The following is a 24,227-nucleotide window of genomic DNA, read 5'->3' on the forward strand; positions in this document are numbered from 1 at the left end:
TATTTTAATTTAATGTCAGATTTTTTCCAAAGAAGGATATAACTTAGTCAGATTGGAAATCATATTATAAGGGCTGATAAATCATTATCAGCCCAACTGACTAGATCAATGCGCCATAAATCGTCAGTAATGCCACCACAACAATGATCGCCAGTGTCACTTTTCTCGCCAATGAGACGGCAGACCTTGGCGTCTGTACTGGATCTAAATGTGGTTCCCGAGCCAAAGAATACTGAGCAAGCTTAGTCAACACTTGGAATTGCTGGGAATGGAAGTCCCCCAGTGAGGCAAACCAAGCGGGTAATGCTCTTTCACCGTGCCCTAATAATGCATAGGCAACCCCGACTAAGCGTACCGGTATCCAATCTAGCCAATGCAGGATGCGGTCAATACCAGATTGAGAACGTTGCAAAGGGGTGTGATGTCGCGCTAACCAAGTTTGATAGCCTCGTAGCATCGCATAACCTGCTAACGCTACAGGGCCGTTGCTCACGCAGACAACAAACCAGAAAATAGGCGCTAAGTAGTAACGAAAATTTATCCACAAAAGTGCATTTTGTAGCGATTGCAGCCTCGCTTTCTCGCCACTGTCCATCGGTAGACCATGAATTAACGCCAACTCTTCGGCCATTTTATCGGTGGCATGCACATCACCTTGGCGCGCAGCCTTTAGGTAAGCGCGATAATGTTTACGTATCCCTCCCGCACCAATGCATAACAGACAAATCAGTATCCAGAGGAGTAACTGCGGAAGGCCAAATAAGATATTTTGCACTAGCTGTAAAACTAGCCATACCAACACCATCCATACTGTAACCAGCAGTAGTGTTTGTACTAACGAAAAGTGGCGTAAACGTGCAAATATGACTTCAAGACGATGGTCCAGTTGCCAATGTTCGCCTAGCTTAAATAAGCGTTCCCATGCTAGCACCAGTAATAACGTGAACAGTGTCATTAGCTCTTATTCTCCCTTTGCATTTAACCGCCCCGATGCAGGGCATATGCCTCACGGCATCTACAGGCAACAATATCAAGTACAGCCAGTAAACAAATGTGCGCTTGGCAATCAGCCTCTCCTTGGGGTGATACCCGTTTCACTCTAATGGCGACAATGTCGCTAAACACTGTTGATACGAGGCCCAATCAAACGCAGGGCCAGGGTCTGTTTTTCTCCCTGGCGCAATATCACTGTGGCCAGTCACCCGATCAGCTGTAATCGGATAATGAGCAAAAAGTAGCGCACTTATCTTATTTAGACTGTGATATTGTGCGGGCGTAAACGGTAACACATCCGTCCCTTCTAGCTCGATCCCAATCGAAAAATCGTTACACCGCTCACGCCCAGCAAAGATTGAGACTCCTGCATGCCAAGCACGTTTATCAAATGGAACATATTGAATAATCTCACCATCACGGCGAATCAGACAATGAGCCGAAACTCTTAAATGAACAATATCAGCGAAGTAAGGATGTTCATCCGCATCCAGCTTACCCGTAAACAACTGGTCAATATATGGCCCACCAAATTCACCAGGAGGCAAACTGATATTGTGAATCACCAGTAGCGATGGCGCTTCATCTTCAGGCCGCAGATCAAAATGGGGAGAGGGAACCCGCTTCACCCCTGAAATCCAACCATCTTCTAACTGCCAGTCTTTGTCTAACGGCCCGCCATTCTTTAACTGCATAGTCTACTTAAGCTCCCCTAAACGTACACTTTACCGGCTCTTTTATGGCACTTCTGCTAGCAACAGAGTAGCATGTTTGGACCACTATCCATCCGCCATTTCGGAGTTTTCTATGCCGACCCGCAGCTATAACGCTGACAGCCGCCGTGCCGAGCTATTGGAACGAATTCAATACGATATCCCTTCAACTGTTGCTCATGCATTGAGTGAAGATCTCGGTGGTGAGGTTAACGCAGACCGTGACCTCACTGCGCAATTACTCCCCGTAGAGAAACAAGCTAACGCCACGATTATCACACGTGAACCGGGTGTCTTCTGTGGTCAACGCTGGCTGAATGAAGTGTTCATTCAACTTGGTGCTCAAGTATCAGTAGAATGGCTCGTTAATGATGGCGACAAGTTGGTGCCGAACCAAGCACTCTGCCACCTCACTGGCCCTGCCCGTATTCTGCTTACCGGTGAACGTACTGCTCTCAACTTCCTACAAACGTTATCCGGTGTCGCGACTGAAGTGAGCCGTTATATGGCAGTACTTTCGGGGCTGAATACGCAGCTACTTGATACCCGCAAAACGTTGCCGGGCCTACGTACAGCCTTGAAGTATGCCGTGCTCTGTGGTGGTGGTAATAATCACCGGCTTGGTTTATCTGATGCTTTTCTTATCAAAGAAAACCACATTATTGCAGCTGGCTCTATTAAAGAAGCCGTTGCCAAAGCGTTTTGGATACATGCCGATGTCCCTGTCGAAGTTGAAGTGGAATCACTTGATGAATTGAAACAAGCGCTCGACGCTGGTGCAGACATCATTATGTTGGATAACTTCACCATCCCAATGATGCGTGATGCCGTCAAAATGCGTGATGAACTCGCTAAAACGCAGGAAAGTGCCCAACTGGAAGTCTCAGGTAATGTGACGTTAGAAACACTTCGCAGCTATGCCGAAACCGGCATTGACTTCATTTCAGTCGGCGCATTAACCAAGCACGTTACGGCCCTAGACCTTTCTATGCGATTTAAATAACTCTACCAAATGACCTTCGGCGGTGAGTAATAAAAAACAGGCAAGAGTTCTGTTTTGCGAACACCGCCGAAGTTATCTGTGATTTCTTTGCAACAACCTAACTATCCGACAGTACACTTCGCAAATCCATGTAATTACCCTTTCTCCTCGCATTTAAAAACTGCACTCTTGCCTCGTTTTTTCAAACACAGGGAGAGTGATAAATGGCAAATCAGCATGGTTTCACATTAATTGAATTGATGGTGGCGATTGCGATAATCGCAGTTCTTAGCGGTATTGGCATCCCGTCATATCAACGTTACATCCAAAAAGCTGCGCTCACGGACATGTTACAGAGCGTCGTCCCCTACAAAATGGCGGTAGAGCTTTGTGCACTCGAACACGCCAAACTTGATGATTGCAACGAAGGTAATAACGGAATACCTAAAGGACAACCATCGCGCTATGTGAGCACAGCAACCATAAATAAAGGCGTCATTACACTGATTGGCCAACAGACACTCGCTAAATTAACACTGGTGATGTCACCCACCATAAATAACAGCACGAATATCATCTGGTCTCGCGCATGTACGGCAGCAGAAGACAGCCTTGAAGATAGCTGTAAAGCTGTCTTCCGGTTCAACGATAAGGCGGCTAAATCTGATGACTGAACACGTGACATCGCCATCTGAGACCATAAGCGACGAATTACACGCTCTCTGTCGCCGCCATCATGCAATAGCGTTAGTGCTTGATGGTAAGAGCCTATCTATTGCTGTATCTGGCCCAGTGAGTAATGAACTACTAACAGCTCTGCGTTTCACTTGTGGCCGCAAAATCATCGTGGAGTCTTGGCCAGAGGCAAAAATTGAACAATCCTTAAATCTAGTGATATCGAAAGAAAAACAACGGCGTAGCGGCACAAGATCAACAGTGCAAGGTCAAGAGACACCTCAACAAAATGAGGTACAACAAAGATCAACCTCACGTCCCCAATCTCAACAAAGTTTGGATGAAACATTGCTGGATAATGAAGGTGATGCGCCTGTTATCCAATTTATTAACCAAACACTCTGGCTAGCAATTCAAAAGCGTGCATCGGATATTCATTTTGAGCCTTACCAACATCATTACCGTATTCGATTACGAATTGACGGCGTATTACATGAATCCCCATCACCCTCAACTGAGCTAGCCAGCCGTATCAGTAGCCGCTTAAAAGTGATGTCGAAATTGAATATTGCAGAAAAACGGTTACCACAAGATGGTCAGTTAAATGTACAGCTAAACGGGACTTGCTACTCAATGAGAATTGCGATCCTCCCAGTACAGTACGGTGAAAAACTGGTACTACGAATCCTTAATATGCAGCAACAACCCACATTGGATAAACTCGGTCTGCCTAAAATGGCTATCCAACAATTAACGCAGGCACTCTCTGCTCCGCAAGGTTTGATACTCGTCACTGGGCCAACAGGAAGCGGTAAAACGGTGACACTATATTGCAGCTTAAGTCACCTTAATCAGCCGGAAAGAAACATCTGTAGTGTTGAAGACCCAACCGAAATTCAAGTAGATGGCATAAATCAAACCCAAACCAACAGTAAGATTGGGTTGGATTTCTCAACTGTCTTACGCGCGATGCTACGCCAAGATCCCGATGTGGTTATGCTCGGCGAAATTCGTGATAATGAAACGGCTGAAATAGCAGTTAAGGCTGCGCTAACGGGGCATCTGGTCCTTTCAACGCTACATACCAACTCAACGACTGAGACACTGATACGCCTCACTCAAATGGGGGTTGAACGCCACCTTATCGCCTCGAGCCTGACATTAGTTATTGCCCAACGCCTCATTCGAAAACTCTGTTTACATTGTAGGCGTGCATCTCCTCACCTTTATCAGCCTCCAGCAGCCATAAGGGCAACCCCATTGCAGCATTATCAAGCCCTAGGCTGCGAGCACTGTTGTGCAGGTTATTATGGCCGCACGGGTGTATATGAAATGCTCAGTATCACCCCGAAAGTTCAGCAAGCGTTGCTAACTAATGCCAGCCCATCAGAGCTGACTCTAATTGCACGAGAGCAGGGTCAAATAACATTACTCACCGCAGGGCTGACATTGGTTGAAAGCGGCATCACCACACTTGAGGAAATTAATCGTGTCGTAGGTTTTTTAGCTGAAACAAAAACTGAGGCAACGTCGTGAGCCATCAACGCTTATTTTATTGGAAAGCGATTGGTGCTTCTGGGCAGTTGCAAACAGGCGCATTACTGGCGACAGATAAAAATATTGTCTATGAACATATTTTCGGCCGTGGCTTACATCTACTGGCCATTAAGCGCGGTAAGCGGTTATCAAGCCGCTATTGGCGTGGTGAATGCCTCATAACGATTACTCGTCAGTTAGCCACGCTATTGCAAGCAGGATTGCCTTTAGTCAATAGCTTGAAGCTCTTAGCAAAAGAGGTGGATGCCCTGCCTTGGCGATGTTTATTACATGAAATCAGCCAACAAGTTTCACAAGGGCAATCATTATCCGAAGCAATGGCACATTATCCTCACATTTTCCCAAAGTTATTTCCTCCGGTGATTGCAATGGGGGAATTAACTGGGAATCTCGAGCAATGTTGCATTCAATTGGTTGAACATCAGGAACGACAGCAAAAACTCAATAAAAAAGTGGTCAAGGCACTCAAGTATCCAGCGTTTGTCTGTATCATCGCCTCACTTGTCAGTACACTGATGCTGGTAATGGTGTTACCTGAGTTTGAACATATATATCAATCGTTTGATACACCATTACCCACATTGACTGCTTCACTTCTCTTGTTGTCTGGATTGCTGACGAATTACGGGCCAGTTATTGCCTTATTATTCCTGTCTATCCTCACCGGCTACTGTTATCTACGTCAACACAAGGCCCACTGGCGGGCATATGAGCAACAACTTTTATTGCGTATACCCTTAATCTCGGCATTAATTCGTGGAAATTGCCTTAGCCAAATATTCCAAACGTTGGCCATCACCCAACATGCTGGATTACCACTGACAGCGGGCTTAGATGCAGCGTTGCTTAGCATCAGTAACGATACTTATCGGCAAGCATTACTGCATATCCAAAAACAGATAAATCAGGGTATGCCTTTGTATGCTGCCCTCACCCAGCATCATTTATTTCCCCCACTCTGCCAACAGCTAGTGCGAGTGGGGGAAGAGTCTGGAGCTCTGGACATACTGTTGAACAAGTTGGCGGATTGGCATCAACAACAAACACATGATTTAGCTGATAACCTAACTCAAATGTTAGAGCCTCTTTTGATGTTGATTATTGGCGGTATTGTGGGTGTTTTAGTGATAGCGATGTATTTACCGATATTCCAGTTGGGGGATGTTATTGGTTAGAGGGGCGACTAGTCAGGAGTTCACTCGCGCGGAGCAACGAGCAACGAGCAACGAGCAACGAGCAACGAGCAACGAGCAACGAAATTATAAAGGGCGCTGAGTACAATACGCCCTTTATATATCAATGAATTAATTTAGAAATGCATTGGGTACGGTATCCAGAAAAACAATCCCTGGGAACTGAACATTAGCAGTATGTATTAATTACTACCAAATACACGGTTCTCTTGCTCCGCGACTCGGATAAACGTGGTGCGCTTGGTCAGTTCTTTCAAATGTGAAGCACCAACATAGGTGCATGCTGAACGCAGACCGCCCATGATGTCACGAACAGTATTATCAACAGAGCCACGTAATGGTAATTTCACCGTTTTGCCCTCTGCGGCGCGATACTCAGCAACACCGCCAACATGGCGCTTCATGGCAGATTCAGAACTCATACCGTAGAACAGCATAAATTTCTCGCCATTCTCTTCTACGACACGTCCTTCACACTCATCATGCCCAGCCAACATGCCGCCCAGCATAACGAAATCCGCACCACCGCCGAATGCTTTAGCCACATCGCCTGGTACTGAACAACCGCCATCACTCACAATCTGCCCGCCCAATCCATGAGCAGCATCAGCGCACTCGATAACTGCGGACAACTGTGGATAGCCCACGCCAGTTTTCACTCGTGTAGTGCAAACTGAGCCTGGCCCAATCCCGACTTTAACAATGTCAGCACCAGAAAGGATAAGTTCTTCAACCATCTCACCCGTCACCACATTACCCGCACAGATCACTTTATCCGGACATGCTTCACGCGCTTTTTGCAGGAAAGAGACAAAATGCTCTGAGTAGCCATTAGCCACATCGATACAAATGAATTTTAAGGCGGGTGATAACGCCAAAATTTGTTTCATTTTGTCGAAATCAGCGGAAGAAGTCCCTGTTGAGACCATAACGTGACGCAGCACAGACTCCGGAACGCGTCTTACAAACTCGCTCCACTGTTCAACAGTGTAGTGCTTATGAACGGCGGTAAGAACATCGAATGAAGCCAAGACTTCAGCCATGCGGAAGGTGCCAACGGTATCCATGTTCGCGGCGATGATAGGTACACCAGACCACTTCCAACCTGAATGTTTGAAGGTAAACTGACGTTCTAGTTCTACTTCAGAGCGACTTTTCAGTGTTGAACGTTTAGGGCGGATTAACACATCTTTGAAACCTAACTTCAAACCTTCTTCAATACGCATGGCTTATTATTCCTGGTTAGTGGCGATAGATCGCAAAATTGATCGGGCGTAAATCACGCCATCCCAGTGAAGCTATCATACGCATGAATAATTCTTCGGCAAGACTGCGAATTCACCTTTATTTGCGCTACAATCCCACAAATTACCTGAAGGGCCGTAGTGACACTTCGCACAAGATACCCGCTTCACGTATTTCATTATCTAGTTTAAACAGAACTCACTCCTTGCTATGCCTTCCTACCTGCTTTCAGATACAATTCGGCCTCTCACTAACAGTATGCAAGGCTTGGCAATGACCTATATTGTGGCCCTCACTGGCGGAATTGGCAGCGGCAAAAGTACCGTAGCAAATGCATTCGCTCATTTTGGTGTGCCCCTTGTGGATGCAGATGTCATTGCCCGTCAAGTCGTTGAACCGGGAACGCCAGCGTTAAATGCTATTGCTTCCCGTTATGGTGAAACGATTGTACAAACTGACGGCACATTGAACCGCGCCACATTACGAGAGAAAATTTTCAGTGAGCCGCAGGAAAAAGCGTGGTTAAATTCATTGCTGCATCCACTTATTCAGCAAGAAACTCAGCGCCAACTGGCAAAGATTGTTCAACCCTATGCACTTTGGGTCGTCCCGCTGCTAGTTGAAAACGGTTTACAACACCGCGCAAATCGTGTGTTAGTGGTGGATGTCGCGCCAGAGATACAGCTTGCGCGCACGATGGCGAGAGATGGTATTACCCGCCAACAGGCTGAACATATTTTAGCATCACAGGTTTCTCGCCAGCAGCGGCTAGCCTGTGCTGATGATATTATTGACAATAGCGGCGTTCCGTTAATTATCGCCCCGCAGGTTGCTGCATTACACCAGCAATATTTAAAATTAGCAGCTGCGGCCCAACAGGATCTACATCAATGAGTGACCTCACCTCAGCAATACTTTTTGAACATCCGCTCAATGAAAAAATGCGTACTTGGTTGAGAATGGAGTTCTTACTACAGCAATTAGAAAGCCAGAACTCATTAGATAACATCGCCAGCGCATTAACTTTTTTCCGTACGGCCTCTGATTTAATTGATGTCCTAGAACGCGGTGAAGTGCGTACTGATTTACTCAAAGAACTTGAGCGCCAACAGCAAAAATTACAGCAATGGGCAGATATGCCCGGCGTTGATATGTCGCTAGTCGACACCTTGCGCAATCAGCTAAAAAGCCGTGCATCTGTATTAAAGGCTGCACCACGTATTGGGCAAGCATTGAAAGAAGACCGCCTAATCAGTGTTATTCGCCAGCGGCTGAGTATCCCTGGGGGTTGCTGTAGTTTTGATTTACCCACTTTGCATACTTGGCTGCACCAACCGCAAGAACAACGTAACCAGCATATTGGTAAATTGATGGCGAGTTTAGCGCCATTGAATCAATCGCTGACACTCATTTTAGATTTAATACGTCAATCTGGCCCTTTGCGTCCACAAATTAGTTTGAATGGTTTTTTTCAAGATAACGCCGAAGGTGCAGACCTGCTCAGATTACGCTTGCCGCTGGAACCGCAACTCTACCCACAGATATCAGGGCACAAGACACGATACGCTATTCGTTTCTTACCGCTAGACAGTGAAAATGGTACTGTGCCAGCCCGTTTATCGTTTGAATTAGCTTGTTGTTGATTGAGTTGTCATTATACCTAATCAGTTTTTAGTCGCAGATAAGCGATGAGTGATTTCTGTCACCGACAAGATGATAGGTATAAATAGATTTTAGGAGAATAAATGGAACCCGAAGTGATTGAGGTTAATTGCCCAACATGTGGAAAGATCGTCGTCTGGGGTGAAGAAAGCCCATATCGTCCTTTTTGTTGTAAGCGTTGCCAGCTAATTGATTTAGGTGAGTGGGCGGACGAAGAAAAACGAATCCCCAGCAGTGGTGATTTATCTGACAGTGATGAATGGAGTGAGGAAGAACCTCCTAGGCACTGATGTTCACACCATAAAATGGAGCAAACTGAATTTTTGCTCCATTTCAGTTTTTATCTGGCTAGGCTGTCAGTAATTTGATGATAGGAGCATTGGCAGGCGGGAACTCTCCAACCAACAATTCAGATTGCTTCACCCAGCGCATCGGCTGCCCTTCGCGTCCGAAAGGTTCGCCATCCCATCCATCGACCATAAAGAAAGTTAATGTCACGATACGATCAGTAAAAGTATGTTCTAACACATCGAGTAAAGTCGCCTTTCGCACCACAATGCCGGTTTCTTCTAACAGTTCACGTTTTAACGCCATTTCTGGAGTTTCACCCTGCTCAATCTTTCCTCCGGGGAACTCCCAAAAACCGGCCATATGGGAGTCAGCCGTACGTTGAGTAATGAATATCTCTTGCTGGGCATTGCGAATAATCCCTACCGCAATTTGTAAATGTTTCAAGTCTCCTACCTCCTAATCAGGGCCAGAGCATGGTACTGGTATAAACATTGGCTCATGCGGCTTCCTGCTAACTTATCCTAAGAAAGATCGACCAAAAAAAAACAAAATAAAGGGCGGTATTTAGCCGCCCTTACTGGTCAGTGTAACTTATAGCCTAAATATTACTGCAGGCTACCATGACACTGTTTGTATTTTTTGCCTGAGCCACATGGACATGGATCATTACGACCCACTTTACGTTCAAGGTTAGCAGCAACATTGATTTCATCTTGCGACATCAAAGCGCTGTTATCTGACTGATGGCTCAATTGTTGTTGTTTAGCCAAACGCTCAGCTTCTTCGCGACGTTGTACTTCCAGCGCTTCTACCTCTTCTGGCATCCGCACCTGTACTTTGCTCAATACGCTGATCACTTCATATTTCAGTGATTCCAACATGGAGGCAAACATTGCGAAAGATTCACGCTTATATTCTTGCTTAGGATCTTTTTGCGCATAGCCACGTAAATGGATCCCTTGACGTAGGTAATCCATTGCAGCCAAATGCTCTTTCCACAAGGAATCAAGCGTTTGTAGCATCACGCCTTTTTCGAAGTTACGCATCATTTCAACGCCAACCACTTCTTCTTTGCGTTGATAAACTTCGATCGCCTGCTGAAGGATACGCTCACGTAACGTCTCTTCATGCAGCTGTGGCTCATCTTCCAGCCACTGCGCTATCGGCATATCAAGATCGAAATCATTTTTCAGGCGCTGTTCCAGTCCTTCAACATCCCACATTTCTTCCAATGACTGGGTTGGGATGTAGCTATCAATAACCGTTTTGAAGACGTCTTCACGGATGCTGTTGATGGTTTCGCTGACATCGGACACGTCCAGCAATTCGTTACGCTGACTGTAGATCGCACGACGTTGGTCGCTGGCAACATCATCATATTCCAATAATTGCTTACGAATATCGAAGTTACGGCTTTCCACTTTACGTTGGGCGTTAGCAATGGCCTTGGTGACCCATGGATGCTCAATGGCTTCGCCCGGTTTCATACCCAGTTTACGCATCATGCCAGACACACGGTCAGAGGCAAAAATACGCATCAACGCATCTTCCATTGAGAGGTAGAAACGTGATGAACCCGCATCCCCCTGACGACCTGCACGACCACGCAGCTGGTTATCGATACGGCGTGATTCATGACGCTCAGTACCAATAATGTGCAAACCACCTGAAGCTAATACTGCATCATGGCGAATCTGCCATGCGGCTTTAATGGCTGCAATTTGATCTTCAGTTGGATCTTCCAGCAAAGCAATCTCACTCTGCCAGCTCCCACCCAACACGATGTCAGTACCACGGCCGGCCATGTTGGTTGCAATAGTGACCGCACCCGGTTGACCCGCTTGAGAAACGATATCCGCTTCCATTGCGTGGAATTTGGCGTTCAGAACCTTGTGTTCGATACCGGCTTTGGTTAACTCAGCAGAGACAACTTCAGATTTCTCAATCGAGATGGTCCCCACCAATACCGGTTGTCCATTCGCAGTACGCTCACGGATATCCTCGATAATCGCACCGATTTTTTCCTGCTCGGTCATATAGACCAAGTCAGCCAAATCCTTACGGATCATTGGGCGGTTAGTTGGAACAACGATGGTATCGAGTTTATAGATAGAGCTAAATTCGAATGCTTCGGTGTCCGCAGTACCGGTCATACCGGCCAATTTCTCGTAGAGACGGAAGTAGTTCTGGAAGGTAATAGAAGCCAGAGTTTGGTTTTCGTTCTGAATTTCTACGCCTTCTTTCGCTTCAACAGCTTGATGCAAACCGTCTGACCAACGACGCCCTTGCATGGTACGACCGGTGTGTTCGTCGACAATGATGACTTCACCGTCTTTCACGATGTAATCCACATCACGGGTGAACAACACATGTGCGCGCAATGCTGCCGTGACATGGTGCATTAACATGATGTTGGCCGGAGAGTACAGTGACTCGCCTTCCTCCATGATGCCGGCTTCTACCAGCATTTGTTCAATCTGAATCAAACCACGTTCTGTCAGATGAACCTGACGTGATTTTTCGTCAACAGAGAAATGGCCTTCACCTTGGAAGGTATCTGAGTCTTCTTTTTCCTGACGAATCAGTCGTGGAATCAGTTTATTAACCCGAATGTACATCTCGGAACTGTCTTCAGCCGGACCGGAGATGATCAACGGGGTACGAGCTTCATCGATCAAGATGGAGTCAACTTCATCCACCAATGCATAATGCAATTTACGCTGTACACGCTCTTCAGGACTGAATGCCATGTTGTCGCGCAGATAGTCAAAACCGTATTCGTTGTTCGTACCATAGGTGATATCAGCAGCATAAGCAGCACGCTTAGCAGGCGCTGTCATATTCGGCAGGTTAATGCCCACACTCAAACCAAGGAACTCGAACAATGGACGGTTATTTTCGGCGTCACGTTGAGCCAAATAGTCGTTGACGGTAACCACGTGAACACCACGGCCACTCAGCGCATTCAGATAAGCAGGCAATGTTGCGGTCAGTGTTTTACCTTCACCCGTACGCATCTCAGCGATGCAGCGTTCGTTCAGGACCATACCACCGAGCAACTGAACGTCGAAATGGCGCATGCCAAACACACGCTTACTGGCTTCACGCACGACAGCGAATGCTTCAGGAATTAAGGTTTCCAGCACCGCACCTTTCGCCAGACGCTCACGGAATTCGTCTGTTTTGGCGCGTAATTCAGCATCGGTCAGCTTTTCAACTTCAGGTTCCATGCGGTTGATTAGCTCAACCACTTTGCGCATACGGCGCAGCGTACGATCGTTACGGCTGCCAAAGACTTTGGTTAATAATTTGATTAGCATGATTCTTAGTATCTCTTACAAGACCACCAAAGCGGCGGCCAAAGGTTGCATAAAGTTAGGGTAAATCAAGAGTAGAATTAACTGAAATTGGCAGGCCCAGCGCGGATGCCTTGCACTTGTGCAAGCCAAAGCCCTGGTTTGTGTAACGAAAGGACCGGTTGTTTAACCTGCTCAGTATCACGAATGATCGCAGGTGGCTTAAACTCATGAGTCAGAAGTGCATTGAGGGTATCCAACAACGCAAGTTGCTGAACTTGTGAGGGCACAACTTGCTCAGCTTCAGCAGCCTCTTGTGCTCGGTTATAAGCAGTTTGAGGGGCCAATGCAAATGTCAGGTGACGAATAACTGTGCGCAGTGCATGCTGTTGCCAGTAGTCTACGCTGAATGAAGGGCGACGATGTATATCGTGTAGAAGCGCCAGACTCGTAAAGTTTGTCGCGCTGTAGTTCTGGCGGCTTTGGCTTGATGATGTGTTCGATATCGCATTTTGATCGGGCACGCCAGTTAGATTCGAAGGCACACCAAGACTCGCCGCGACCATCCCTAATAAGAGATGCGGCCAGAAATAACGCCTACCAAATTGTCGCCAACGATTTAGAATACCAATCACGAGTTTAGAATCCGCCGGAGCCTTATTAATGCGTGAGAATCGCCCACAGTTATTAGATGTTCTGTTCGATGATGCAATTGCGGCAGAAAACGGGCCACTACATCACGTACAACAACGCGCTACAGCACTGCTAAAACTTAACCGTGCGGTAAAAGGATTACTCCCTTCACAATTGCAGCCGTGGTGCCGTGTCGCTAACTATCGACAGAGTGTTTTAGTGCTAGAAACCGCGAATGCTAGCTGGCTAATGCGCTTACGCTATGAGCAACCCGCTTTACTTTCGGCACTACGAGCGCAAATTCTACCATCATTGTCTTCAATCGACATCAGGATTAATCCATCGTTAATGACCCGCGGCCATAACATGACGCAAGATATCGCGAAATCAACGAAAAATCCTGAGAATTCTCCGCCATTACGTCATCTTAGTTTGGAAAGTGCTAAGGAATTAAGAGGATTGGCGAGCCGTAGCCCTGAAAAACTGAGAATAATTTTGGAACGATTAGCTGCGTTGGCCGGAGAGAGTGCCAACGCAACCAAAAGTGATGGTGATAAATAGCCTGATTAGTAGGCTAATACCGTAGACGGTGCTTTAAATGCCAACGGCATTTCAGCTTCGTCTTGGAACGTCACAAATTCCCAAGCTTCTTGCTTAGCTAAAACAGCCTGCAATAACTTGTTGTTTAACGCATGGCCAGATTTGTACGCAGTAAATGCGCCAATAATGTTATGACCACACATAAACAGGTCGCCAATGGCGTCCAGCATTTTATGACGAACAAACTCATCTTCGAAGCGCAGGCCATCTTCATTTAATACGCGGTAATCATCAACCACGATGGCACAATCGAAGCTGCCGCCCAGGCACAAACCGCGGGACTGCAGATATTCGATATCACGCATGAAACCAAAAGTACGCGCACGGCTGATTTGGCGGACGAATGAATCGGCCGAGAAATCTAAGCGGTAACGCTGAGTACTTGAGTCAATCGCTGGGTGATTAAAATCAATGGTGAAATCTAAACGGAATCCATTAAATGGAGACAATTCAGCCCATTTATCACCGTCTTCTACCCGCACGGTCTCTTTCAGACGCAGGAATTTCTTCGCAGAGTTTAACTCTTCGATACCCGCATCTAGCAGTAAATACACGAATGGACTGGCACTACCGTCCATAATCGGCACTTCTGGTGCGTTAACTTCAATAATAATGTTATCGATCCCTAACCCTGCCAAAGCAGCGTTGAGATGTTCAACAGTAGAAATACGCACGTCATGCTCATTGACTAAGCAAGTACAGAGCATGGTATCACGCACGGATTTTGCATCTGCCGGAAAATCAACCGGTGGATTCAAGTCAGTGCGACGATAGATGACCCCGGTATTAGCCGGCGCGGGTCGCATTGTCAGCGTGACTTTTTTACCGGTGTGCAAACCGACGCCAGTCGCCTGAACAATACGTTTTAAAGTCCTTTGTTTGATCATCGTTTTATCTCGCAATGTTATCCATCCTACCGACCTAGCTTATAACAAGATCGGCGGGACAGTTTAGCACAAAGAGCGGAGATTCCAATATTTTCGGAAATTAGTCGGCTTGCTTACGCAAAAATGCCGGAATATCCAAATAATCGGGCTCTTTATTAGTTTGAGCAGTCGGGTCATTGACCACTTTAGCCGCAGGCTTAACTTCCTGAGGTAAAGGTGACATACCATGCTGCTGGTAACGGTGGTCCATCACAGGCTGAGTCTGCTTGTTAGTCACCAGCGTGATTTCAGGACGTTTGTCCATACCGATACCGGTTGCCACCACAGTGACGCGCAGTTCATCGTTCATTTCTGGGTCTAACGACGTCCCGATAACCACGGTCGCGTTGTCAGACGCGAATGCACGAATGGTGTTACCCACCGTTTCGAACTCATCCAAACGCAAGTCGAAGCCGGCTGTGATGTTGACCAGCACGCCACGGGCACCAGACAGGTCGATATCTTCCAGCAACGGGCTGGAAATCGCCATTTCTGCTGCTTCTTCCGCGCGATCTTCACCGCAAGCCACACCAGAACCCATCATGGCATAACCCATTTCGGACATAACTGTGCGCACGTCAGCAAAGTCAACGTTCATCAAGCCTGGGCGGGTGATCAACTCGGCGATACCCTGAACAGCGCCTTTTAATACGTCGTTAGCTGCACCGAATGCATCCAATAAAGAGATGCCACGACCCAGAACTTTCAGCAACTTATCGTTCGGAATAGTGATCAATGAGTCCACATGTTTGGACAACTCAGCGATACCCTGCTCAGCGAACGCCATGCGTTTCTTGCCTTCAAAATTGAAAGGCTTGGTCACTACAGCAACGGTCAAAATGCCCAAATCTTTTGCCACTTCGGCAACAACAGGGGCAGCACCAGTACCTGTACCACCGCCCATACCGGCAGCGATAAAGACCATGTCCGCGCCATCAAGAGCGGCACGCAGTGCTTCACGGTCTTCTTCAGCAGAATTACGACCCACTTCAGGATTCGCGCCAGCACCCAAACCTTTGGTAATACCACTACCAATTTGGATGGTTTGGCCAACAGCCGTCTTACGTAGCGCCTGAGCGTCTGTATTAACGGCGAAGAATTCAACACCTTCGATGCGCTCGCGCACCATGTGTTCGACGGCATTGCCACCGCCACCACCGACGCCGATGACTTTAATCACCGCGTCATTGGTTAGTTCCATAGGTTCAAACATAGTTTCTCTCCGTTTTGTGCCTGTCGCTTCGAGATCAATAAATAGGTTCAGCTTGATCTCTTTGTTGAAACATTAAAACTCTTTTCTCAGCCAGCTATTGATGCGTTTAAACCAATTGCCCACTGAGGCACGTTTTTCTACTTCTGACTCACCACTGAGATGAGATTCTTTACCATAGTGCAACAACCCAACAGCAGTGGAGTAATAAGGTTCCTGTGCATAATCCGTCAGCCCAGTGATATTGAGCGGTTGGCCGATACGCACCTGGGCATGAAATACCCGTTGTGCGCACTCTGCCAAACCATCAATTTGTGCGGCGCCGCCTGTCAGCACGATACCGGCTGCCAGATGATGCTTCACGCCTTGCTGACGCAGTTGCTCCTGCAATTGTAAAATCTCGTCGTTAACTAAATTCAGCAACTCGGTGTAGCGTGGTTCTATAACCTCAGCGAGTGTCTGTCTTTGCAGACTACGCGGAGGGCGTCCGCCAACACTTGGCACTTCTACACTTTCATCCTTGCTGACAATCGACCCGAGCGCACAGCCGTGTCGAACTTTAATCGCTTCCGCATCTGTAGGCGGTGTACCGAAAGCATAAGCAATGTCGCTGGTGACCACATTCCCGGCGTAAGGGATAACTTTGGTGTGCCGTAACGCACCACCGGTATAAACCGCCATATCCATCGTGCCGCCGCCAATATCAACGACACAAACACCCAGCTCACGCTCATCTTCGGTCAAGACGGCATAACTTGCTGCCAAACCGGCGAAGATCAGTTGGTCCACTTTAAGACCACAACGTTCCACCGCTTTGACGATATTTTTTGCCATATCGTTATGGCAGGTGATCAAATGCACTTTGGCCTGCATCCGCACACCAGACAGCCCGACAGGATTTTTGATGCCTTCCTGATAGTCGATAGCATATTCTTGCGGAATAACATGCAAGATACGATGCTCATCACGCACACGTACCGACTTCGCGGTATGTACTACGTTCTCGACATCTTCCTGTGTCACTTCTTCTTCTGAAATAGGAACCATCCCTATTTCATTCTGACAACTGATATGTTTGCCCGATAATGCCAAGTAAACAGATGAAATTTGGCAATCAGCCATTAACTCAGCCTGATCGATAGCGCGCTGAACACACTTCACTACCGATTCAAGGTCGTTAACTCCACCCTTATCCATGCCACGGGATGGGCAACTGCCGACCCCAATAATATTGACCATGCCATCGGGCAGAACTTCCCCTACCAATGCGGAGACCTTTGCCGTTCCGATCTCAAGACCTACTACCAGTTTTCTGTCCGTCGACTTGATCATTGTTGTTTTGCCTGTGCCTGATTCTGTTGCGGATTACTGTTCTGCTGGCCATTTATGGGTTGTTCACCACCTTGGGGTAGTTCACCACCCTGACTGCCGATGAAGACAGGAGCCCAACCTATTGCTGCTCCTGTTTCATAACGCAAATCAACATAACTGACGCGCTTATCTGGCTGCTGTTGCAACATCGGGTATAACTCAATGAAACGTTGCAAACGCCCCATTCTGTCATCCCGTCCCAGCTCCAGCCGAACATCATTATCTAAGGCCAATTGCCAAGAATGTCGGGCACTCATCGCCGCCATTTTTAGCTGATACTTGTTGGCCGCTAATACCTTGCTCATTGCCCGATAGCCTTCAAGAACATCTTGTTCACTACCTTCCGGGCCATACAGTAATGGCAATGCCTGTTTGCCAATTCGTTCAGAAGGCACACTGAATGACCGCCCCTGCTCATCAACCATATGTAAATCATTCCAGCGGGCAAAGGGAACATACTCCACCAGATGGATTTTCAGCTCATCCGGCCATTGTTTACGCACGCTGGCCTGCTGAATCCAAGGCAACCGTTCAATCTGTTGCTGGATGATATTCACATCCTGCGTCATAAACGTGCCCGGTGCGCCCAATGCCAGAATCGCCTGGCGAATATCATCATTGGTGGTGTAATGGCGTTCACCTGTCACCACCAACTTCGACAGTGGTAAACGGCTAGCGTCCTTCATCCACCCCACTACCACCCAACCGCCCCAGAGCATGGTTCCAAGGACCATTAGCAGGAAAATCATACCTGCCAACTGTCCTCCGTTACTGCGCCGGGCTACGCTAGTTTCAGCCGCACGTTCGCGCGCATTCAGGGCAGCTTGCGACATCTCAGTCAGCCAACGTCAGAATTCGGGCCACCAACTGGGAGAAACTCAACCCATATTGGCGGGCTGCCATCGGCACTAAACTGTGGCTGGTCATACCCGGTGACGTATTCACTTCAAGCAAGTAAAAATTGCCGTCGCTATCTTGCATAACGTCTACTCGCCCCCAGCCGCTGCAACCCAGCGCCTGATAAGCCTGTAATGCCAATGTCGCCAGTTGTTGTTCTAACGCATCACTCAGGCCACTTGGACAGAAGTATTGCGTCTCATCCGACAGATACTTCGCTTCATAATCATAAAACACGCCCGGCGCTTGAATACGGATGGACGGTAAAACATCCTCGCCGAGGATCGCGACAGTAAATTCTGGGCCGCTCAACCATTTTTCAATCAACACATCAGTATCATGGCGGAACGCTTCAACCAGCGCGCTCTGTAACTCACTGACATGATCAACTTTGCTCATGCCCACGCTAGAGCCTTCATGACTTGGCTTGACGATTAATGGCAGGCCAAGCTTAGCGACACGGGCCGCCAATTCCTCTGACGAAAGTGTTTCAAACTGTTGACGATTCAATGCAACATACGGGGAAATGGGTAAATCTAATGCCTGCCACACCCATTTAGTGCGCAATTTGTCCATGGTCAGGGCTGATGCCATCACACCACTACCGGTATAAGGTAGTTGCAGGAATTCCAAAACACCTTGCAAGGTGCCGTCTTCACCACCACGACCATGCAGGGCGATAAAGACCTTATCAAAGCCCTGTTCTTTAAGCTGAGTGGCCGGGAAGTCTTTGGTATCCACGCCATGTGCGTCGATACCTGCTTCACGCAAGCCGGCTAAAACGGCCTGACCGGATAGCAATGACACTTCACGTTCGGCAGAGGTTCCCCCCAACAGTACCGCAACTTTCTCAGCCATGATGTTCCTCGTTTTTTATCTGTGGCTGCAATTTAAGCTCAGCCAATTTACGGGCAATCTTACCAATGTTACCTGCGCCCTGAACCAGAATCAGATCATCGCCATTCAGCACTTGCGCCAATACCTCTGGTACGGTTTCACTGTCTGAAACCAAAATCGGGTCTAACTTGCCACGGTTGCGGATGGTTCGGCAGAGTGAGCGACTATCCGCACCTGGGATCGGCGCTTCACCGGCAGCATACACATCCAACATCAACAAAACATCGACTTGCGAAAGCACATTCGCAAAGTCGTCATACAAATCGCGGGTGCGGGTATAACGGTGCGGCTGGAAAACCATCACGATGCGCTTATCTGGCCAGCCAGCACGGGCCGCTTTAACAGTGGCATCCACTTCCGTTGGGTGATGACCGTAATCATCCACCAGCATTGCACTCCCTTCTTTTCCATTGACCGGTGCCAATGGGAAGTTGCCGAGGAAATCGAAACGGCGACCAGTCCCTTGGAACCCTGCCAACGCGCGCAGGATATCTTCGTCCTCAATGCCTTCTTCCGTTGCGACGGCAACCGCTGCCGCTGCATTCAGTGCATTGTGGCGACCCGGTGCATTCAAGGTCACGCTCATCAATGGTTTATCCAAACGCTTGAGCGTGAAATGCCCTTGTGGGCCTTCCTGACGGTAGCTGGCGATCTGCACATCGGCATCATCACTGAAGCCATAAGTGGTGATATGGCGACCGACTCGTGGTAACAATTCGCGTACCACAGGATCATCGATACACATCACGGCACGGCCATAAAATGGCAAGTTGTGCAAAAAGTTAATAAATGTCTGTTTTAAGTTCTCGAAGTCGCCCTGATAGGTATCCATGTGGTCGGCTTCAATATTGGTGACAATCGCCACCATCGGCTGCAAATGCAAGAATGATGCATCGCTTTCATCAGCTTCTGCTATCAAATAACGGCTAGACCCTAAGCGCGCATGGGTTCCCGCAGCTTTAACCAATCCACCATTGACGAACGTTGGGTCCAAACCTGCTTCAGCATAAATACTGGAAACCATCGCGGTGGTGGTGGTTTTACCGTGGGTTCCAGCAACAGCAATACCATGACGGTAACGCATTAACTCTGCCAACATTTCTGCGCGGCGGATCACCGGAATACGCGCCTCGCGAGCCGCAACAATCTCTGGGTTATCCGCAGAAATTGCCGTTGAAACCACAACTACACTCGCATCCAGCACATTCTCTGGACGGTGATGAAAGTAAATCTGTGCGCCCAATGAAGCCAAATGCTGAGTTACCGGGTTGGGTGCTAAATCTGAACCGCTAATCTGATAACCTTCGTTTGCCAACACTTCAGCGATACCACCCATACCAGCACCACCGATGCCGATAAAGTGTATGTGCCGGACGCGACGCATCTCAGGCACGATAGTTCGTAGTTTCGCTAGTTGCTGTGTATTCACGTTTCTCTTCACTTTTTTGTCTGTTACACACTCATGACCCGCATCGCTGCCGGCCATTCATTATCTCTTTGTTCACTTACTGGCAGAGACGACTTCAACTGCCACACGTTCCGTCGCGTCAGGGATGGCCACGGTTCTTGCCCGTTCGGCCATATTCAGTAAAGTTGCGCGATCCCACTCAGCTAACAGGCTGCTGACGACTTGCGCGGTAAATTGTGGTTGCTCGATAATTTTGGCTGCACCTGCTTTTTCCAGCGGTAATGCATTCCAATATTGCTGCCGGTCTTTATGCTGAAAAGGCACAAAAATCGCGGGTAACCCTGCAGCGGCAACCTCACTCACCGTCAATGCTCCTGAGCGGCAAACCACCACATCAGCCCAAGCATAGGCGGCAGCCATATCATCGATGAACTCGACAACCTGATGCTTATCTCCCTGCCCGGCTTGCTGATAAGCTTGCAAGACTTCCGGCAACGCACCTTTTCCCACCTGATGCCACACAGTGATCTGCTCACCCAAAGTTGCAGCAACCTGCGGTATTGTTTGGTTAAGCACTCGAGCACCCTGACTGCCACCGATAACCAATACACGAACCGGCCCTTCACGACCCGCCAAACGCTCTGCGGGTAATGGCAGCGCCAAAACATCGGTGCGAACGGGATTCCCTACCACGTCGGCATTAGGGAAGGCACCGGGGAATGCCTGCAAAACCTTCTTCGCAATCTTCGCCAGCCAGCGGTTAGTCAAACCCGCAATCCCATTCTGCTCATGCAATACCACTGGGATACCGCACAGCCATGCCGCTAAACCGCCGGGGCCAGAAACATAGCCACCCATGCCCAGCACGACATCAGGCTGATAATCACGCATGATTTTCTTCGCCTGACGTACCGCACGGTAAATCCGCAACGGAGCTGTCAGTTGGGCCATTAACCCTTTACCGCGTAAACCTGATATCTGAATAAAATCAATTTCAATGCCATGTTGGGGTACTAATGATGCTTCCATTCGGTCTGCGGTGCCTAACCAACGCACCTGCCAACCTTGCGCCATAAGATGATGTGCCACGGCCAAACCGGGGAAGACATGCCCCCCAGTGCCACCGGCCATCACCATCAAACGCTTGGTCTTCCCACTCATCGGGCACTCCTTACAAACGCTTGGGCTTTAGCCAAACGTGTCTCAAAATCAATACGTAACAACAGCACTATCGCAGTTGACATAATAATCAGGCTCGAACCACCGTAACTGATCAGCGGTAATGTCAAACCCTTGGTCGGCAACATTCCCGCCGCAGCCCCAACGTTAACCAGTGCCTGAAAACTAAACCAGACGCCGATCGAGCAGGCCAAAAAGCCGGAAAATCGCTGATCTATCTCTAATGCGCGACGCCCAATGGACATCGCACGAAAAGCGACGAAGAATACCATTAACAATGCAAGAACCACACCGAAATAGCCGAGTTCTTCGCCTAAAATCGAGAAAATGAAGTCGGTATGTGCTTCCGGTAAATACTCCAGTTTCTGCACTGAATTCCCTAAACCCTGCCCCCAGAATTCACCGCGGCCAAATGCCATCAGCGACTGAGTTAGCTGGTAACCGCTACCGAATGGATCCGCCCATGGATTCCAGAATGAGGTCACGCGGCGCATACGATAAGGTTCGGCGACAATCAGCAGACCAACCGCAAAGACACCTGAGCCGATGATGGCCAGAAACTGCCACATTTTGGCCCCAGCTAAAAACAGCATCGCCAGCGTGGTCACAAACAGCACCACCACGGTGCCTAAATCGGGCTGCGCCAGCAGTAATACCGCCAGAATGACCATCACACCCATCGGTTTACAAAAGCCCCAGAAGTTACTGCGGACTTCCTCAACCTTACGAACCAAATAACTCGCCAGGTAACAAAATAGTGACAGCTTGGACAATTCTGCTGGCTGAATACGTAGCGGCCCAATTGCAATCCAGCGTGATGCCCCGTTGACTGAGCTGCCAACGACCAATACCACCAACAGCATCACCAGTGAAATCAATAACATAACATTACTGTAACGCTGCCAAACGGCCATCGGTATACGCAACGTCACCAGTGACAGACCAAACGCCAGCGCCAAGTAGAGCGCATCACGCTTAGCGAACAAGAATGGGTCACTGGCTAAACGCTGACCAATCGGCATTGACGCCGATGTCACCATCACGAAACCAATAATCGCCAAACCAAATGTCAGCCACAGCAAGGTTCTGTCGTAAAGCACCATACTGGTGGTATCGCTCTCCCGCGATCCCATCACAAAATGCTTCAGGGTATTGACCAGCCCCAGCCCCGGCATGCGCATCAGCCCAACTCCTCTGCCAAACGAGCAAACTCATCACCACGCTGCTCGAAACTACGGAATTGGTCCAAACTGGCGCAAGCAGGTGATAACAACACCATATCGCCTGGCGTCAGATCCTTCGCCAGTAAAGCCATGGCCTGTGCCATGGTCTCTGTCAGTTGGGAAACCTCAGGGCGCAATGCAGCCAGCTCCTCGCCATCACGGCCAAAGCAGTAAATCTTGATATTGTCGCCTTGCAAAAGACGCGTTAACCCAGAGAAATCAGCCGATTTACCGTCGCCACCGAGTAACAGATGCAAGGTACCATCAACCTGTAATCCTTCTAAGGCCGCCTCTGTGCTACCCACATTGGTGGCTTTAGAATCATTAATCCAACGCACCCCATTGTGTTCAAACACCATTTGGAAGCGATGAGGTAAACCGGTAAAAGTGGTCAACGCCGTCAAACTGGACGAGCGCGGAACACCCACAGCATCAGCCAGCGCCAAAGCAGCCAACGCATTAGTGTAGTTATGACGCCCAGTTAACTTCATCTCACGCGTATTCAGCACTTTCTCGCCCCGCACACGCAGCCAGATTTCGCCCTGCTGCTTGTTGAGGTGGTAATCACCGACATCAACCCCAAAGCTAATACAGCGGCTATCAGCACCACGTACAGGCATCGTGAGCGCGTCATCGGCATTCACGACACAAACTTTAGCGTTTTCATACACCCGCAGTTTAGCTGCGCGATATTGCTGCAAACCGAATGGATAACGATCAGTATGATCTTCTGTCACGTTCAGTATGGTGGCGGCACTAGCCCGTAGGCTCGAGGTCGTTTCTAACTGGAAACTGGACAGCTCTAACACCACCAATTGGTTTTCTTGCTTCAGCAATGTCAGAGCCGGAACGCCGATATTGCCACCGACGCCGACCTGCCAACCTGCCGCTTTCGCCATCTCTCCGACCAATGTGGTCACAGTGCTTTTACCGTTAGAGCCAGTGATTGCCACAATAGGCGCTTGGTTCTCACGGCAAAACAGCTCGATATCACCAACAATCTCGACACCCGCATCAGCCGCTTCACTCAAGGCAGGATGTGCCAATGCAATACCGGGGCTGGAGACAATCAAATCAGCATCCAATAACCACTGCTGATTCAGGTCACCAACATGGCGCTCGATACTTTCCGGTAACTTATCCAGACCTGCTGGGTTGATACGGGTATCCATGACGCGCGGCTTAACACCACGTGTCATAAAGAAATCAACGCAGGAAAGGCCGGTTAGCCCCAGCCCGATAATGACCACTTTTTTACCCTGATAATCAACCATCA

At 48.4% G+C, this 24,227-nt stretch carries 23 protein-coding genes; 8 read left to right on the forward strand and 15 right to left on the reverse strand.

The genetic code is table 11. The annotated features are described in order from the left end of the window. Window positions 1-100 precede the first annotated feature (100 nt). Both ampE and ampD read right to left on the reverse strand, forming a co-directional pair. Window positions 101-955 carry a beta-lactamase regulator AmpE gene (ampE, locus tag DA391_RS18550; RefSeq protein ID WP_050080246.1) on the reverse strand — a complete coding sequence of 285 codons (855 nt, stop codon included), beginning with the start codon at window positions 953-955 and terminating at the stop codon, window positions 101-103. Between the two features lie 139 nt (window positions 956-1,094). After that, window positions 1,095-1,688, reverse strand: coding sequence for a 1,6-anhydro-N-acetylmuramyl-L-alanine amidase AmpD (gene ampD / locus DA391_RS18555; RefSeq protein WP_050285864.1), 594 nt, complete (start codon window positions 1,686-1,688; stop codon window positions 1,095-1,097). 112 nt (window positions 1,689-1,800) lie between these two features. Here ampD and nadC point away from each other — a divergent pair, with 112 nt between their 5' ends. From nadC to hofC, 4 genes are all read left to right on the forward strand, one after another. Next, a complete protein-coding gene (gene nadC / locus DA391_RS18560) occupies window positions 1,801-2,709 on the forward strand; it encodes a carboxylating nicotinate-nucleotide diphosphorylase (protein WP_050080244.1) in 909 nt (302 codons plus the stop codon). 203 nt (window positions 2,710-2,912) lie between these two features. Continuing rightward, window positions 2,913-3,362: a prepilin peptidase-dependent pilin gene (gene ppdD, locus DA391_RS18565; RefSeq protein WP_050080243.1), complete on the forward strand. Its 450-nt coding sequence runs from the start codon at window positions 2,913-2,915 to the stop codon at window positions 3,360-3,362. Then, a complete protein-coding gene (gene gspE / locus DA391_RS18570; protein WP_050080242.1) occupies window positions 3,355-4,899 on the forward strand; it encodes a type II secretion system protein GspE in 1,545 nt (514 codons plus the stop codon). Before ppdD ends, gspE begins: the two co-directional genes overlap by 8 nt. After that, complete coding sequence (gene hofC, locus DA391_RS18575) at window positions 4,896-6,095, forward strand: protein transport protein HofC (protein ID WP_108088060.1); 1,200 nt, start codon at window positions 4,896-4,898, stop codon at window positions 6,093-6,095. Before gspE ends, hofC begins: the two co-directional genes overlap by 4 nt. Before the next feature lie 200 nt (window positions 6,096-6,295). Here hofC and DA391_RS18580 read toward each other — a convergent pair whose 3' ends face one another. Continuing rightward, window positions 6,296-7,339 carry a GMP reductase gene (locus DA391_RS18580; RefSeq protein ID WP_050285862.1) on the reverse strand — a complete coding sequence of 348 codons (1,044 nt, stop codon included), beginning with the start codon at window positions 7,337-7,339 and terminating at the stop codon, window positions 6,296-6,298. 292 nt (window positions 7,340-7,631) lie between these two features. On the opposite strand from DA391_RS18580, the gene coaE reads away from it, so the two are divergent. The 3 genes from coaE to yacG all read left to right on the forward strand — a co-directional run bounded on the left by coaE (window position 7,632) and on the right by yacG (window position 9,310). Next, window positions 7,632-8,252, forward strand: coding sequence for a dephospho-CoA kinase (gene coaE, locus DA391_RS18590; protein ID WP_057642505.1), 621 nt, complete (start codon window positions 7,632-7,634; stop codon window positions 8,250-8,252). Beyond that, on the forward strand, window positions 8,249-9,001 hold the full coding sequence (zapD, locus tag DA391_RS18595) for a cell division protein ZapD (RefSeq protein WP_050080237.1): 753 nt from the start codon (window positions 8,249-8,251) through the stop codon (window positions 8,999-9,001). The genes coaE and zapD overlap by 4 nt, the downstream gene beginning before the upstream one ends. Window positions 9,002-9,103: 102 nt before the next feature. Beyond that, window positions 9,104-9,310: a DNA gyrase inhibitor YacG gene (yacG, locus tag DA391_RS18600; protein ID WP_019211071.1), complete on the forward strand. Its 207-nt coding sequence runs from the start codon at window positions 9,104-9,106 to the stop codon at window positions 9,308-9,310. Between the two features lie 58 nt (window positions 9,311-9,368). Here yacG and mutT read toward each other — a convergent pair whose 3' ends face one another. The 3 genes from mutT to secM form a co-directional block, all read right to left on the reverse strand. Beyond that, window positions 9,369-9,755, reverse strand: coding sequence for an 8-oxo-dGTP diphosphatase MutT (gene mutT, locus DA391_RS18605; RefSeq protein ID WP_050872504.1), 387 nt, complete (start codon window positions 9,753-9,755; stop codon window positions 9,369-9,371). Between the two features lie 161 nt (window positions 9,756-9,916). Next, window positions 9,917-12,631 carry a preprotein translocase subunit SecA gene (gene secA / locus DA391_RS18610; protein WP_049604805.1) on the reverse strand — a complete coding sequence of 905 codons (2,715 nt, stop codon included), beginning with the start codon at window positions 12,629-12,631 and terminating at the stop codon, window positions 9,917-9,919. A gap of 77 nt (window positions 12,632-12,708) precedes the next feature. Beyond that, window positions 12,709-13,242: a secA translation cis-regulator SecM gene (gene secM / locus DA391_RS18615; protein ID WP_050080234.1), complete on the reverse strand. Its 534-nt coding sequence runs from the start codon at window positions 13,240-13,242 to the stop codon at window positions 12,709-12,711. A gap of 28 nt (window positions 13,243-13,270) precedes the next feature. Between secM and DA391_RS18620 the strand changes: the two genes are divergently transcribed. Further along, a complete protein-coding gene (locus DA391_RS18620; RefSeq protein ID WP_049604807.1) occupies window positions 13,271-13,801 on the forward strand; it encodes a DUF721 domain-containing protein in 531 nt (176 codons plus the stop codon). 5 nt (window positions 13,802-13,806) lie between these two features. Here the strand turns inward: DA391_RS18620 and lpxC are convergent, their stop codons facing one another. The 9 genes from lpxC to murD form a co-directional block, all read right to left on the reverse strand. Continuing rightward, window positions 13,807-14,727, reverse strand: coding sequence for a UDP-3-O-acyl-N-acetylglucosamine deacetylase (lpxC, locus tag DA391_RS18625; RefSeq protein WP_004389005.1), 921 nt, complete (start codon window positions 14,725-14,727; stop codon window positions 13,807-13,809). 100 nt (window positions 14,728-14,827) lie between these two features. Continuing rightward, window positions 14,828-15,979 (reverse strand): cell division protein FtsZ, encoded by a 1,152-nt coding sequence (gene ftsZ / locus DA391_RS18630; protein ID WP_019211076.1) that lies wholly within the window; start codon window positions 15,977-15,979, stop codon window positions 14,828-14,830. A gap of 72 nt (window positions 15,980-16,051) precedes the next feature. After that, a complete protein-coding gene (ftsA, locus tag DA391_RS18635) occupies window positions 16,052-17,308 on the reverse strand; it encodes a cell division protein FtsA (RefSeq protein WP_002210431.1) in 1,257 nt (418 codons plus the stop codon). Continuing rightward, window positions 17,305-18,180, reverse strand: coding sequence for a cell division protein FtsQ (gene ftsQ, locus DA391_RS18640; RefSeq protein ID WP_050080232.1), 876 nt, complete (start codon window positions 18,178-18,180; stop codon window positions 17,305-17,307). Before ftsQ ends, ftsA begins: the two co-directional genes overlap by 4 nt. A gap of 1 nt (window position 18,181) precedes the next feature. Next, entirely contained in the window at window positions 18,182-19,102 is a 921-nt protein-coding gene (locus DA391_RS18645; RefSeq protein WP_050285859.1) for a D-alanine--D-alanine ligase, read from the reverse strand. After that, a complete protein-coding gene (gene murC / locus DA391_RS18650; RefSeq protein ID WP_049605127.1) occupies window positions 19,095-20,570 on the reverse strand; it encodes a UDP-N-acetylmuramate--L-alanine ligase in 1,476 nt (491 codons plus the stop codon). The genes DA391_RS18645 and murC overlap by 8 nt, the downstream gene beginning before the upstream one ends. A 72-nt stretch (window positions 20,571-20,642) precedes the next feature. Beyond that, on the reverse strand, window positions 20,643-21,710 hold the full coding sequence (murG, locus tag DA391_RS18655) for an undecaprenyldiphospho-muramoylpentapeptide beta-N-acetylglucosaminyltransferase (RefSeq protein WP_050285858.1): 1,068 nt from the start codon (window positions 21,708-21,710) through the stop codon (window positions 20,643-20,645). Beyond that, window positions 21,707-22,909: a cell division protein FtsW gene (gene ftsW, locus DA391_RS18660; RefSeq protein ID WP_049604811.1), complete on the reverse strand. Its 1,203-nt coding sequence runs from the start codon at window positions 22,907-22,909 to the stop codon at window positions 21,707-21,709. The genes murG and ftsW overlap by 4 nt, the downstream gene beginning before the upstream one ends. Beyond that, window positions 22,909-24,225 (reverse strand): UDP-N-acetylmuramoyl-L-alanine--D-glutamate ligase, encoded by a 1,317-nt coding sequence (gene murD / locus DA391_RS18665; protein ID WP_108088305.1) that lies wholly within the window; start codon window positions 24,223-24,225, stop codon window positions 22,909-22,911. Before murD ends, ftsW begins: the two co-directional genes overlap by 1 nt. Window positions 24,226-24,227: the final 2 nt, after the last annotated feature.

This window comes from Yersinia massiliensis (assembly GCF_003048255.1).
In the GTDB taxonomy this organism is placed as follows: Bacteria; Pseudomonadota; Gammaproteobacteria; order Enterobacterales; family Enterobacteriaceae; genus Yersinia; species Yersinia massiliensis_A.

Bases quoted from the DNA above. Each gene is read 5' to 3' on its own strand.
- ampE (WP_050080246.1), bottom strand. From the start codon at position 955: ATGACACTGTTCACGTTATTACTGGTGCTAGCATGGGAACGCTTATTT.
- ampD (WP_050285864.1), bottom strand. From the start codon at position 1,688: ATGCAGTTAAAGAATGGCGGGCCGTTAGACAAAGACTGGCAGTTAGAA.
- nadC (WP_050080244.1), top strand. From the start codon at position 1,801: ATGCCGACCCGCAGCTATAACGCTGACAGCCGCCGTGCCGAGCTATTG.
- ppdD (WP_050080243.1), top strand. From the start codon at position 2,913: ATGGCAAATCAGCATGGTTTCACATTAATTGAATTGATGGTGGCGATT.
- gspE (WP_050080242.1), top strand. From the start codon at position 3,355: ATGACTGAACACGTGACATCGCCATCTGAGACCATAAGCGACGAATTA.
- DA391_RS18580 (WP_050285862.1), bottom strand. From the start codon at position 7,339: ATGCGTATTGAAGAAGGTTTGAAGTTAGGTTTCAAAGATGTGTTAATC.
- coaE (WP_057642505.1), top strand. From the start codon at position 7,632: ATGACCTATATTGTGGCCCTCACTGGCGGAATTGGCAGCGGCAAAAGT.
- zapD (WP_050080237.1), top strand. From the start codon at position 8,249: ATGAGTGACCTCACCTCAGCAATACTTTTTGAACATCCGCTCAATGAA.
- yacG (WP_019211071.1), top strand. From the start codon at position 9,104: ATGGAACCCGAAGTGATTGAGGTTAATTGCCCAACATGTGGAAAGATC.
- secA (WP_049604805.1), bottom strand. From the start codon at position 12,631: ATGCTAATCAAATTATTAACCAAAGTCTTTGGCAGCCGTAACGATCGT.
- DA391_RS18620 (WP_049604807.1), top strand. From the start codon at position 13,271: ATGCGTGAGAATCGCCCACAGTTATTAGATGTTCTGTTCGATGATGCA.
- lpxC (WP_004389005.1), bottom strand. From the start codon at position 14,727: ATGATCAAACAAAGGACTTTAAAACGTATTGTTCAGGCGACTGGCGTC.
- ftsZ (WP_019211076.1), bottom strand. From the start codon at position 15,979: ATGTTTGAACCTATGGAACTAACCAATGACGCGGTGATTAAAGTCATC.
- ftsA (WP_002210431.1), bottom strand. From the start codon at position 17,308: ATGATCAAGTCGACGGACAGAAAACTGGTAGTAGGTCTTGAGATCGGA.
- ftsQ (WP_050080232.1), bottom strand. From the start codon at position 18,180: ATGTCGCAAGCTGCCCTGAATGCGCGCGAACGTGCGGCTGAAACTAGC.
- DA391_RS18645 (WP_050285859.1), bottom strand. From the start codon at position 19,102: ATGGCTGAGAAAGTTGCGGTACTGTTGGGGGGAACCTCTGCCGAACGT.
- murG (WP_050285858.1), bottom strand. From the start codon at position 21,710: ATGAGTGGGAAGACCAAGCGTTTGATGGTGATGGCCGGTGGCACTGGG.
- ftsW (WP_049604811.1), bottom strand. From the start codon at position 22,909: ATGCGCATGCCGGGGCTGGGGCTGGTCAATACCCTGAAGCATTTTGTG.
- murD (WP_108088305.1), bottom strand. From the start codon at position 24,225: ATGGTTGATTATCAGGGTAAAAAAGTGGTCATTATCGGGCTGGGGCTA.